The following is an 11,991-nucleotide window of genomic DNA, read 5'->3' as shown; positions in this document are numbered from 1 at the left end:
CACCATGCGTTACGACAACGGAGGCGATCTCCTCGTCGCCGTCCTGCGGGAACTCGGCATCGACACCGTCTTCGGCATCGTCAGCGTGCACAATCTGCCGCTGGTCGAGGCCGTCGACCGGGAACTGCGGTTCGTCCCCGTCCGCCACGAGGCATCCGCCGTCAACGCCGCCGACGCCTACGGGCGCGCCCGCGGCGGCATCGGCTGCGCCCTCACCTCCACCGGCACCGGCGCGGGCAACGCCGCCGGATCACTGATCGAGGCGCTCAGCGCGGGCACCTCCGTCCTGCACATCACCGGCCAGGTGGAGAGCCAGTACCTGGGCAGCGGCCGCGGCTTCATCCATGAGACCAAGGACCAGCTGGGCATGCTGAGCGCGGTCTCCCACTACGCCGCCACCGTGCCGTCCGCCGACGACGCGGGCCGAGTCCTGCGCCGGGCGGCCCGCCTCGCGCGCACCGCACCCGGCGGACCCGCGAGCGTCGAATGGCCCATCGATCTGCAGTACGCGGCCCAGACCGATACGGCCACGGAGACGGCCCCGGCCGTCGTGCCGCGTCCCGCACAGGACGAGCTGGCCGCCGCCGGCGCGCTGCTGGCCTCGGCGCGACGGCCCCTCATCTGGGCGGGCGGCGGTGCCACCCGGGCCCGTACGGCACTCGCGGACCTGCTGGCCGCCACCGGCGCGGGACTGCTCACCTCGAACTCCGGACGCGGAGCGGTACCCGAGGACCACCCCCAGGTCATCGGCAACTTCGCCACCACCCCGCCGGTCCGCGCGCTGCTCGCCGACGCCGACGTCCTGCTGACCATCGGCACGCACTTCCGCTCCAACGAGACCGCCGACTACGGGCTCGGCCTCCCCGCCGCCCACATCCAGATCGACCTCGACGCCGACGCGCTGGGCCGCGTCTACCCCGCGCAGCACCCGCTGCACGGCGACGCGGCCGATGTCCTCGCGGCGCTGCTGCCGCACGCCGCAGCGGCCGAGCCGGGCTGGACGGACCGGGTCGCCGCGACCCGCGCACTCGTACGGTCCACGCTGCACGACAACATCGGGCCCCAGGCGGCGATCTGCGACGCGATCCGCACCGCACTGCCCCGCGAGGCCGTCGTGGCCCGCGACGTCACCATCGCGTCCAGCAGCTGGGGCAACCGGCTGCTGGAGATATACGACCCGCGCGACAACGTCTTCCCGCGCGGCGGCGGCATCGGCCAGGGCCTCGGCATGGGCATCGGCGCCGCCCTCGCCCGACCGGACGCGCCCACGGTCGTGATCGCCGGCGACGGCGGCCTCGCCGTCCACCTCGGCGAACTCCTCACCCTCGCCCAGGAACGGCCCCGGCTCACCCTGCTCGTCTTCAACGACGGCGGGTACGGCGTGCTGCGCAACATGCAGGACACCTACGCGGAGCGCCGCTCCGGCGTCGACCTCGCCACCCCCGACTTCGAGCGGCTCGCCGCCGCCTGCGGGCTGCCGTATCTGCGGATCGCCGCCGAGGAGCACGCCGGGCCGGTGCTGGACGAGGCCGTCGCGTCGCACGGGCCGGTGCTCGTCGAGGTCGACCTGACGGCGCTGGGCCCGATGAAGAACCCGTTCACCCCGCCCGTGAAGATCCCGGGACAGTGAGGAGCCGGCCGAGATGACCGAAACACCCCTGCACCTGACCGTGCACCGCATGACCTGGGAAGCCGAGGGGGTGCTGTCCCTCGAACTGACCCACCCCGACGGCAAACCCCTGCCCGCCTGGACCCCCGGCGCCCACATCGACGTCGAGGTGGGCGGCCGGATCCGCCAGTACAGCCTGTGCGGCGACCCCCGGGCGACGACGACGTACCGGATCGGCGTGCTCAACGAACCCGCCTCACGCGGGGGTTCGCGCCATGTGCACACCCAACTGCGCCCCGGCCAGACCGTCACGGTCTCCGCGCCGCGCAACCACTTCGCCCTGGAGGACGCCCCCGGATACGTCTTCGTGGCGGGCGGCATCGGCATCACCCCGCTCCTGGCCATGGCCCGCGAGGCCGCCCGCCGCGGCACCGACTGGCGCATGGTCTACGGCGGCCGCAGTCGCGCCTCGATGGCCTTCACCGACGAACTGGCCGCACTCAACGGCGAGATGACCCTCGTCCCACAGGACGAGCACGGACACATCGACCTGGATGCCGCGCTCGCCGACCTGCCCGCCGGCACGCTCGTCTACTGCTGCGGCCCGGAGCCGCTGCTGGCGGCCGTCGAGCGGAAGTGCCCCGCCGAGCGGCTGCGCGTGGAGCGCTTCGCGGCACCCGTCGTGCAGCGCCCGGGAGACGACGAGGCGTTCGAGGTCGAGTGCCGCGCCTCCGACCGCACCCTCACCGTCGGCCCGGACACCTCGATCCTCCAGGCCGTGGAGGACGCCGGCATCAGCGTCAACAGCTCCTGCCGGGACGGCATCTGCGGCTCCTGCGAGACCCGGGTCCTCGCCGGCACCCCCGACCACCGCGACTTCCTGCTCAGCGAGGCCGAGCACACCGCGAACGCGACCATGATGATCTGCGTCTCGCGCTGCACCTCCGGCCGCCTCGTCCTCGACCTGTGACCCGACGACCCCCGCCCCGACCGTAGGAGGCCCCGATGACCACCGCCGCCCCCTGGCCCTACCTGGACGCCCACCAGTCCCGTACGCACGAACCCACCCCCTACGAGTGCAAACTGGCCGCCACCCTCGAAGAGGTCTTCAGCAAGGACGGCCACGAACTCACCGACGTCATCCGTGGACTGAATGACCGTCAGATCCACGCACCCGACGGCGCCCCCTGGACCGAAGAGTCCTTCCGCGCCGAGATGCACCGCCTGGGAGCCTGACCATGACCCTGTCCACCCACGACACCGCCGACCACATCTACGCCACCGGCCTGCGCAATCAGTGGCACGCCGTCGTCCCCTCCTCCTTCGTCGCCCCCGGCGCGATGCGCAAGGTCACCGCGCTCGGCGAACAGTGGCTGCTCTTCCGCCGCTCCGACGGCGCCCTCTCCATGCTCGCCGACCGCTGCCCCCACCGCGGCGCCCCGCTGTCCCTGGGCAAGCACCTCGGGGACCGGGTCGCCTGCTGGTACCACGGCGTCGAGGTCGAGACCGACGGCACCGTCTCGTCGGTGCCCGGCCTGCCCGGTTGCAATCTCGAAGGCAAGAAGCTCGTCACCTCGCTGCCGGTCCGTGAGGTCGCCGGCGCGATCCTCGCCTACTTCGGGGACGAGCAGCACCCCGACCCGGTCGAACTGACCCTCCCCGAACCGCTCGACGACCCCGACGTGGAGCCGATCCTGTGCTACGCCGAGTGGGACGTCCCGTGGCGGTACGCCATGGAGAACCTCCTCGACCCCATGCACGGCGCGTTCCTGCACCACGAGTCCCACACCATGTACGACGGGGACACCACGGCCAAGTTCCGCATCCGCGAGACCGACCGCGGCTACTTCTTCGAGAAGACCGACCAGCGGGGCGTCAATTTCGACTGGGTCGAGCTGTGCCGCACCGGCGTCGACTGGGTGGACCTCTCGATCCCGTACCCGCCCTCCGCGGGCCCCGGCGGCGCCTTCGGCATCGTCGGCATGGTCTGCCCGGTGGACGCCGCGCGCACCGGCGTCTTCTTCTGGCGCTACCGCCGTGTGCAGGGCTGGCAGCGCGACACCTGGCGCTTCCTCTACAAGACGCTGATCGAGCAGCGGCACTGGGAGGTCCTGGAGCAGGACCGCGTCATGCTGGAAGCCATGCCGGCGGACGCCGATCAGCGCGAGAACCTCTACCAGCACGACCTGGGCGTGGTGCGGCTGCGGCGCCTCTACCGGGCGCAGGCCGAGCAGCAGTCCGTGGCGGCCACCCCGGCCGGCTGACCCGGTCAGCCCCGGGCGGGGGGCTCCTCGTCCGAGGAGAGGATCGAGTGCTCCAGCTTGCGCAGCAGCCGTGCGAGCTGGCGGCACTCGGCCGGGGACATCCCGCCGAGCATCCGGCGCTCGTTGTCGAGGTGCTCGGCGAACACCTGGTCCACCTTGGCGAGCCCCTCGTCGGTGAGCCGCGAGTACACGACGCGCCGGTCCTCGGCGTCCCGCTCCCGCACGATCAGACCGTCCTTCTCCAGCCGGTCGATCCGCAGCGTGACCCCGGCGGACGACACCAGCCCCGAGTCGGCGAGCTGGCCCGCGGTCAGCCGGTACGGCCGGCCGGCGCGCCGCAGTGCGGTCAGCACATCGAAGCCGGCCACCGACAGGCCATGGTGCTCTATCGACGACGTGAGGCGGGTGCTGTAGCGCAGGAAGGAGCGGTGCAGCCGCGCCAGGACCTCCAGCGGAGAGGTGTCCAGCTCGGGCCGTTCCCGCGCCCAGTCCTCGACGACCATCGCGACGGCATCCCGATCTCCCGTCGCCCTGCGCTCCGCCATCCCGTCCCCTCACACGACCCGCAGGACGTGTCGCCGCAGCTCATGCCCGGCACCCACACCCCTTACCCCTGAAAATTCTACCCCTGAGGCGACCTCGTGCCGTCGTGCAGCCGGTACGGACGGCTCGGCAGGGACGTCCGCCGCGTCGGCGCCCGAGGCCCCCGAGGGCCACGGTGGGGTCAACCGATCGGATGACCCCGGTCTCCGCCGATCCGCGCGTCGACGCGAGCCGGTACGACGACGGGATGCGGCCGGTACACGGCCCAGGATGGATGACGGAGCGGGCGGCAAGGCCCCGGCCCACCGAGGGGGAGCGTCGGGCGGCGAGCCAGGCCATTCCCCGAACACCCCTGAAAAATATCGGAGTTGATCGGAGTTGCCTTCCGTGCAGCACGGCAAGAAGGTCTCCCGGCGCGCCCGGGTCGTCACCGGCGGTATCGCTGCCGCCCTCGTCATCGGCGGTTTCGGTGTCTGGTCCGCGAACGCCACCACCCCGGCCGCCCCTGCCACCCCGGCCGCAGCCAAGACCGCCGCGAGCGGCGGCAACCTCACCCGGTCCACCCACCTGACCGTCGCGGCCGCCACCGACGCCGCCGAGGCCGTGCTGGACGCGGCGAAGAAGGAGCACCAGCGCGTCTCCGTCGCCGTCGTGGACCGCAACGGCAACACGCTCGTCCAGCTGCGGGGCGACGGGGCGGGCCCGCAGTCGTACGAGTCGGCCGTGAAGAAGGCCTACACCGCCGTCTCCTGGAACGCCCCGACCTCCGAGCTGGCCAAGCGCCTGGACAGTGCCCCGACGCTGAAGGACATCCCGGGCACCCTCTTCCTCGCCGGCGGCGCCCCGGTCACCGTCAAGAACGCGCCGGTCGCCGCGATCGGCGTGGCCGGCGCCCCGTCCGGCGCCCTGGACGAGAAGTTCGCCCGAGCCGGCGTCGCCGAGCTGGCCGATTGACCTGCGGCATGCCGAAGATCCCGGACCGTACGGTCGCCCTGACCCCGGCGGCGCACGGAACCCCCCCCGTGCCGTGCGCCGCCGGCCGCCCCTGTCCGCACCCCGCATCCGCGCCGGGCTGCGGGCGGGGATCGCGATCGCGGTCCGTACGAAGATCGCGACGATGCTGTCCGCGCTGCGCACCCGCACCCCCTGGAGTTCAAGGAGCACCACGATGAACGCCCTCGACCGCGCCCTGGTGGCGGCCGCGACACACGGCGACACCGACGCCGTGTGCGCCGCCCTCGACGGAGGCGCCGCGGTGGACACCCGCGACGAACACCGCCGCACGCCCCTGTTGCTGGCCGCACTCGGCGACCACGTACAGACTGCCGAGGTACTGGTGGCCGCGGGTGCCGACCCCAATGCCCAGGACGACCAGCGCGACAGCCCGTGGCTGGTCACCGGCGTCACCGGCAGCGTCGCCATGATGCGCGCCCTGCTGCCCGCCGGGCCCGACCTGACGGTCACCAACCGCTTCGGCGGCACGTCGCTCATCCCGGCTGCCGAGCGCGGTCACGTCGACTACGTCCGTGCCGTGCTCCGCGAGACCGACATCGACGTCGACCATGTGAACCGGCTGGGCTGGACCGCCCTGCTGGAAGCCGTGATCCTCGGTGACGGCGGCAGCGCCCACCGGGAGATCGTCGAGCTGCTGATCACCGCCGGAGCGACCCTGGACCTACCCGACAAGGACGGCGTCACCGCCCTCGGCCACGCCGTGCGGCACGGATACACCGAGATCGCCGATCTGCTCAAGGCCATCCGGTGAGGCAGGCCGAGCCCTCGCGGCGGGTCCCGCCGGCCGTACGAGCCTCGGCCGTGCTCGCCGCGATCGCGCTCATGGTCACGGGGTGCTCCGCCGGCGCGGCGGACGACTCGGCGGCACGGCACGACGGTTCACCGTCCGCCGCGGCGAAGAAGGTCCCCGCGCCCGCCGGCCGGACGCCCGACGGCACCCTGCTCGTCGCCGACTTCGGCGCCGACACCGTGACCTTCGTCGATCCCGCCCGCGGCGCTTTCGACTCCGTACGCGTCGGCACCGCCCCGTACGGGCTGGTCGTCGGCGACGACGGCCGGGCCTGGGTCGCCACCGCCGAGGGCGTCGCCGTCGTCGACACCGCCGAACGGAAGCGGATCACCCGCATCCCGTACGAGACGGAGGGCATCGGGGCCCCGACACACGGCGAGTACCGCGGCGGCGGCATGGGTATCGCGCTCGCCCCCGATGGCCGTCACGCATACGTCGGCGTCAACCGGCCCGGCACCAACGGCACCGTCGAGGCGATCGACACCCGCAGCCTGAAGGTCACCGGGGTCGCCGAGGTGGGCCGCCGTCCGTTCGACGTGGATGTCGCACGCGACGGGCGCAAGGTGTACGCCACGGATCACGACTCCTTCGATGTCACCGTGGTGACCCCGGGCTCCCTCCGCACCCGGCGCATAGAGGTCGCCCCCTACGGCACCGAAGGCGGCCTGGGCTCCTGGCTCAAGCCGCACTACACCGCCGTACGCCCGTCCGACGGCAAGCTGCTGCTGCCGTTCGAGGGGGAGCGTCTGGCCGTCGTCGACCCGGACACGGGCCGCTCGCGCATCGAGAGGATGACCGCCAACACCCATCAGCACGGCGTCACGATCACCGCTGACGGCACGCTGTTCGCCGTCGGCACCGGCCCGATCGACCCCTCCCGGGACAAGGGCCCATCGCTGACCGTGCGCACCCCGCAGGGGCGGGAGAAGGTCATCCCGTTGGACGGTCCCCACGAGGACGTCGCGGTCTCGGCCGACGCCCGCACCGCCTACGTCACGGGAGGCTTCACCCGCGACGGCTACTGGAACGGCATCTCCGTCGTCGACGTGGACTCCGGCACCGTCCGGCGCCTCGCCGCGGGCGAGCGTCCCTTGGGCATCGCGATTCTCTGACCGCGGGACAACGCCGCCGCCGAGAAACGCAGCCCGCCCTCGCGGACACAGCCGCTGCGTCCAGGGCCGCGCGCCGCTGGTCCGTGCCTTCACGCCGAGCGACGCCTGCCTCATCCTTCCGGTATGATCATGGTGCAGCTTCCGCTTGCGGGTGGGAGTCGCGCGTCTGTGGTCCAAGGAAAGACGTCCACCAGCCGGTGGGAGATGCAGGTGCAAGGCCTGCCGGGCGCTCTGCAAATGGTCCCTTCCTCGTACGAGGAAGGGACCATTTTCGTTGTGAGGCTGCCCAGGCGATAGGTGTGAGGACGCCCCTCCGCCCTGCGACCTAGTTCCGTCGCCGGATGTGACCGAGCGTCTCACGCCATAACCTCCCCACATGACGGCAGTTGACTCTCACTCAAGCGGCCCCCGTAGCCCTGAGCAGCGCAAACGCGAGGCGCTCGAACGGCTCGCGAAGGACAATGACGTATGGGTCGCCACGGCCGATGCCACCGGCGAGCCGTGCCTCGTTCCGCTGGCCTTCTGGTGGGATGGCGAGGCGGTATGGCTGTCCACCCGCGACACCAACCCGACCGGGCGCAATCTTTGTGCCTCGGGCCGGGTCCGGCTCAGCTTCGGACACACCCGCGACGTGGTCCTCGTCCACGGCACCGCACGCACGCTGACCCGCGAGGAGCTTCCGGCCGAGGTGGGCGACGCCTTCGCGGCCAAGGACGGCTGGGATCCTCGCGAGGACCACCCGTCGTACGTCTTCTTCCAGGTCACCCCGCAGGTGCTGCAGGCGTGGGGCACGGTTCCCGAGATGGCCGGACGGACCCTGATGCGCGACGGGAAGTGGCTGGTCTGAAACGTCCATCGGCAGTGGCTGTTGGCGACGTCGTACGGCTGCGATCATCCGTGACATGACGGTTGGTCGGGACGGTGACGTCGTCTTTCGGCGTGCCGGCGACGAGGACATCGGCGATGTGCTGAACGTACTGGACGAAGCGGCGGGATGGCTCGGGGCGCGGGGGATCGGCCAGTGGCCCGCGCGCTTCGAGGCCGGCTGGGTGACGGATGCCCTCGCCCGCGGTGAGACCTGGCTATTACGAGGCGCGGGGCTTTGCGCACTGTGGCGATGTACCGGTGGGCGGTGCTCCGGGCCGGCGCCAGGATGAGGGCCCGGTCACCTGGGTGAGCCGTGACGAGTGGGCATTCACCGCTGCGTGAGTGGCGCGCTGCAACCACGCCGCGCGATGCCCGCGACCGGGACGGTCGCTTCGCAGCGGAGGGAAAGTTTCCCTCGGCGTGCCTCAATCCCGGATCCGGGCCGAGCCGAGCGACTGGTCAAGCCGCGACGGCCACCTGCGCGAGGTGACCCTCGACGCCCGAAGCGCCCGGCCTGTCGTTTCCCGCACTGGGGCGGCGGACGGCACGCGAAATCGGCAGTCTCAATAAGTAGGAAAATCAGTCCAATAGGTCGTTCGGTGAGTGCGCGTAGGGCAATGAATGTTGCTCCGGAAGATCAAGAGCACTCACTTGAGTGAAACCGGCCGAGACGATTTGGTCTCGATGGACATACCTCGACTACGGTTACGGAAGAGCGGGTACTGGACCCCATCGATGAGGAATTCGACCCATCATGGAAATCACGAATTCTGCAAATGGGTGCTTCAGTCCGCCGAGCTGCACTGCTTCGGTGTTCCAAGTGTCCCGGGGTCTCTGTCATACGTATGCGTAGAAGAGGATGGAGCATCATGCCGCCCGTAGTACCGCCCTTCCTGATCGGCCTCATCGTCGCGCCACTGGCCAAGCGTCTCGTCAAGCCGCTGATGCGCGGTGTCGTCAAGACGTCCGTCGGTCTCGCCCTTGAGGTGAAGAAGGCGACCCATGAGGCCGGAGAGAACATCCACGGCCTTGCGGCCGAGGTGGCCGCCGAGATGATGGCGGCCCAGATCGTCGCCGGTGACGTCGAAGCCCATTCGGGTGACGGCCAGCAGGCCGCCGAGAGCAGCGCCCCGAAGGGCGAAAAGGATGAGGCCGCCCGCGCCGACGGCGAGGCGAGGGCTTCGAAGATCCGCGCGACTGCCGGCGCCGGCAAGGCGCGCTGACGGATTGTCCGGCGGCCCGGCCGCCGCACGGGCTCGGAGAAATGCGCCCGAGTGGCGGTCGGCCGCGGATCCGCCGACCGCATTGTTTCCCCCAGACTTTCCACTCTGCCGCATTAGTCCGTCCCGCTCGTGACGGATTTGCGACCTCCATAAACAGGTGATCGTACACATGCCATCTCTGCTGGGTGCCGCAGCCGGATATCGCTCCGTGGATTTGGACGTGCGTCCGCGTTCGGTTATTCCGGGCCGCCAGCGCTGGGACGTCAAGCTGCTTCGCGGACGGCCTCAGGAGGCCGAAGTCCTCGCCGCGGCCCTGCGACGCCTTTCCGGGATCACCGATGCGCAGGCCAGCCCGATCACCGGCGGGGTCCTCGTCCGGCACGACGCGCGGGTGAAAGCCGCGGACGTCGGCCGGCTCGTCCGCCGAGCCGTCACCCTGGTCATGGAGGGCTCGGCCGGAACGCGGCGCCCGGCCCCGGCGCAGCCCGCCGCCGAGCCGGCCCCACGCGCGGATCGCGGCGTTGCGGGCCCCGTGCTCGCCGTCGGGGGTGGGGTGGCGGCCGGCATCGCCCTGATCCGCGGGACGGCACTGAGCAAGCAGTTGGTGGCGCTGGGCGGAGTGACGGCGGCGACCGCGGCCGTTGTCCGCAAGGCCTGGCGCAGAACGGTCGACGCCACCCAGGACCTGCCCGGAACCGGAGCCGACAGACACCCCTTGCTGGAGATCGTCGGACCGCACCGCCGGCGTCTCTACCGCGCCTCCGCGCTGTCGGTCGCCTGCCAGATCTCGGAGATGGCGCTCGGCACCTTCCTCGGCTGGACCGCGCTGGTCCTCATCAAGGGTGAGGCCGCGCCTCTGGTCAGCCTCGGCCTGACGACCGCGTCCGCTCAACTCTGGGGCCTGGCAGGGCTGGTGGCCGCCGCCTGTGCCGCCGTGGCGGGACTCTCGTACACCTCGAACCTCCAGTGGCGCCGGCTCGGCCAGGACATCGAGCACGACTGGCGCAACCGGACGTACGCCCACGTGCAGCACCTCGAACTGCGGCACCTGGAAGGCGAGCGGACCTCCCGGATCGCCGGTGCGCTCACCGATGACGTCCGCCAGCTGGGCACCTTCTTCGCCACCTCGGCCAACGACATGCTGCAACTGGGCACCAGCCTGGCTCTCCTGGTGCCGCTGTTCCTGCTGCTGGCACCGCAGATCGCCTGGATCGCGTTCCTGCCCATCCCGGTCATCGCCTGGCTGTCGTTCCACTACCAGGACAAGGCCGCGGCCGACTACGCCGTCTCCGGCGAGCACCGCGCCAGGCTGCACAGCCAGCTGGTGAACACACTGGAGGCCGGCGCCACCGTCAAGAGCTTCTGCACCGAGGACTACGAGGCCGAGCGCGTCGACCGGCTGAGCGGGGAGGCCCAGGAGAGCAACCGGCAGACCGACCGGAGCACGATCCGCCACGCCGAGATCGTCCGGGTCTGCACGACCAGCTCGATGGCCGGCACCCTGCTGATCGGCGGCCGGTCGGTGCTCAACGGCAGCCTGCCGTTCGAGGTGTTCAGCCCGCTGATCGGGCTGCCTCAGATGGTGCTGCTGCGGATGAACCGCCTCGGCGGCATCGTCGACCAGTACCAGCGCACCCTCACCGCCTACGACCGGGTCCAGCGGCTGCGCGCCCTGCCCGCCGAGACCGACGGCACCGGCGGACCGCTCGACGTCGAGAAGGTGCACGGGGAGATCGTCCTCGACGACGTGACCTTCGCCTACCCCGGTCGGCCGCCGGCCCTGGAGGACCTCTCGCTGACCATCCCCGCCGGGCAGGTCACCGCCCTCGTCGGCGCCACCGGCTCCGGCAAGACGACGATCGCCAAGCTGCTGATGCGTTTCCAGGACGCGGAGTTCGGCAGCGTGCGGCTCGACGGGCGGGACGTGCGCGACGTGCCGCGGCACGACCTGCGCCACGCGATCGGGTTCGTCGCCCAGGACCCCTTCCTCTTCGACGGCACCGTCGCCGACAACATCCGCTACGGCAGCTTCGGCGCCTCCGACGAGACCTTGGTCGAGGCGGCCATGATGGCCGAGGCACACACCTTCATCGCGACGATGCCGGACGGCTACGACACGGTGATCGGCGAACGCGGCGCCGCCCTCTCGGGCGGCCAGCGGCAGCGGATCGCGCTGGCGCGCGCGATCCTCAAGGACGCGCCGGTCGTGATCCTCGACGAAGCCACCTCCGCCGTGGACAACGAGACCGAGGCCGCCATCCAGCGCACGCTCCGCCTCTTCGCGGCCGACCGGACGATGGTGATCATCGCCCACCGGCTCTCCACGGTCCGCCACGCCGACCGGATCTACGTCATGGACAAGGGCGGAGTCGTGGCCGAGCAGGGCACCCACGACGAACTCCTCGCCCAGAACGGACTCTACGCATCCCTCTGGCAACTCCAGGCCGGCGAACTCGCCGCCTGACCGCAGTCACCGCCTGACCGCAGCCACCACCCGGCCCGACCGCCGACCGCGTGACATCACCGCGGTCGGCGTCTCCTGGCGCGCCCTGCGACCACGCCTGCCCAC

Annotated in this window: 11 protein-coding genes; 10 read left to right on the top strand and 1 reads right to left on the bottom strand. The window is 71.4% G+C overall.

From position 1 onward, the window contains the following. Window positions 1–4 precede the first annotated feature (4 nt). From AC5677_RS02125 to AC5677_RS02110, 4 genes are read left to right on the top strand one after another with little or no spacing between them, the layout of a single operon-like run. Window positions 5–1,630 (top strand): thiamine pyrophosphate-binding protein, encoded by a 1,626-nt coding sequence (locus AC5677_RS02125; RefSeq protein ID WP_497193264.1) that lies wholly within the window; start codon window positions 5–7, stop codon window positions 1,628–1,630. A 13-nt stretch (window positions 1,631–1,643) separates the two neighbouring features. Continuing rightward, window positions 1,644–2,579, top strand: coding sequence for a PDR/VanB family oxidoreductase (locus AC5677_RS02120; protein WP_497193263.1), 936 nt, complete (start codon window positions 1,644–1,646; stop codon window positions 2,577–2,579). Between the two features lie 35 nt (window positions 2,580–2,614). Next, window positions 2,615–2,845, top strand: a complete 231-nt coding sequence (locus AC5677_RS02115) for a recombinase-like helix-turn-helix domain-containing protein (protein WP_497193262.1) — start codon at window positions 2,615–2,617, stop codon at window positions 2,843–2,845. Between the two features lie 2 nt (window positions 2,846–2,847). Next, window positions 2,848–3,873 carry a Rieske 2Fe-2S domain-containing protein gene (locus tag AC5677_RS02110; protein WP_497193261.1) on the top strand — a complete coding sequence of 342 codons (1,026 nt, stop codon included), beginning with the start codon at window positions 2,848–2,850 and terminating at the stop codon, window positions 3,871–3,873. Window positions 3,874–3,878: 5 nt separating this feature from the next. Here AC5677_RS02110 and AC5677_RS02105 read toward each other — a convergent pair whose 3' ends face one another. After that, window positions 3,879–4,418, bottom strand: coding sequence for a MarR family winged helix-turn-helix transcriptional regulator (locus tag AC5677_RS02105; protein ID WP_497193260.1), 540 nt, complete (start codon window positions 4,416–4,418; stop codon window positions 3,879–3,881). A 385-nt stretch (window positions 4,419–4,803) separates the two neighbouring features. On the opposite strand from AC5677_RS02105, the gene AC5677_RS02100 reads away from it, so the two are divergent. From AC5677_RS02100 to AC5677_RS02075, 6 genes are all read left to right on the top strand, one after another. Continuing rightward, on the top strand, window positions 4,804–5,370 hold the full coding sequence (locus tag AC5677_RS02100) for a GlcG/HbpS family heme-binding protein (RefSeq protein ID WP_497196485.1): 567 nt from the start codon (window positions 4,804–4,806) through the stop codon (window positions 5,368–5,370). A 214-nt stretch (window positions 5,371–5,584) separates the two neighbouring features. Further along, the gene (locus AC5677_RS02095) at window positions 5,585–6,181 is read left to right on the top strand and encodes an ankyrin repeat domain-containing protein (protein ID WP_497196484.1); all 597 of its coding nucleotides are present in this window, start codon (window positions 5,585–5,587) and stop codon (window positions 6,179–6,181) included. A gap of 71 nt (window positions 6,182–6,252) precedes the next feature. After that, entirely contained in the window at window positions 6,253–7,332 is a 1,080-nt protein-coding gene (locus tag AC5677_RS02090) for a YncE family protein (RefSeq protein WP_497196483.1), read from the top strand. Window positions 7,333–7,708: 376 nt separating this feature from the next. After that, the gene (locus AC5677_RS02085; protein ID WP_497193259.1) at window positions 7,709–8,179 is read left to right on the top strand and encodes a pyridoxamine 5'-phosphate oxidase family protein; all 471 of its coding nucleotides are present in this window, start codon (window positions 7,709–7,711) and stop codon (window positions 8,177–8,179) included. A gap of 889 nt (window positions 8,180–9,068) precedes the next feature. Further along, window positions 9,069–9,422, top strand: a complete 354-nt coding sequence (locus AC5677_RS02080; protein WP_497193258.1) for a DUF5132 domain-containing protein — start codon at window positions 9,069–9,071, stop codon at window positions 9,420–9,422. Window positions 9,423–9,642: 220 nt separating this feature from the next. Beyond that, window positions 9,643–11,886 (top strand): ATP-binding cassette domain-containing protein, encoded by a 2,244-nt coding sequence (locus AC5677_RS02075; protein WP_497193257.1) that lies wholly within the window; start codon window positions 9,643–9,645, stop codon window positions 11,884–11,886. The last annotated feature ends 105 nt before the right edge of the window (window positions 11,887–11,991 follow it).

The organism is Streptomyces sp. JLSY215 (genome assembly GCF_059682825.1).
This window is presented reverse-complemented; position numbering and strand designations above follow the sequence as displayed.

Excerpts from the sequence above, each read along its gene's own strand:
- AC5677_RS02105 (WP_497193260.1), bottom strand. The coding sequence starts at position 4,418 with ATGGCGGAGCGCAGGGCGACGGGAGATCGGGATGCCGTCGCGATGGTC.
- AC5677_RS02095 (WP_497196484.1), top strand. The coding sequence starts at position 5,585 with ATGAACGCCCTCGACCGCGCCCTGGTGGCGGCCGCGACACACGGCGAC.
- AC5677_RS02085 (WP_497193259.1), top strand. The coding sequence starts at position 7,709 with ATGACGGCAGTTGACTCTCACTCAAGCGGCCCCCGTAGCCCTGAGCAG.
- AC5677_RS02080 (WP_497193258.1), top strand. The coding sequence starts at position 9,069 with ATGCCGCCCGTAGTACCGCCCTTCCTGATCGGCCTCATCGTCGCGCCA.
- AC5677_RS02125 (WP_497193264.1), top strand. The coding sequence starts at position 5 with ATGCGTTACGACAACGGAGGCGATCTCCTCGTCGCCGTCCTGCGGGAA.
- AC5677_RS02110 (WP_497193261.1), top strand. The coding sequence starts at position 2,848 with ATGACCCTGTCCACCCACGACACCGCCGACCACATCTACGCCACCGGC.
- AC5677_RS02115 (WP_497193262.1), top strand. The coding sequence starts at position 2,615 with ATGACCACCGCCGCCCCCTGGCCCTACCTGGACGCCCACCAGTCCCGT.
- AC5677_RS02090 (WP_497196483.1), top strand. The coding sequence starts at position 6,253 with ATGGTCACGGGGTGCTCCGCCGGCGCGGCGGACGACTCGGCGGCACGG.
- AC5677_RS02120 (WP_497193263.1), top strand. The coding sequence starts at position 1,644 with ATGACCGAAACACCCCTGCACCTGACCGTGCACCGCATGACCTGGGAA.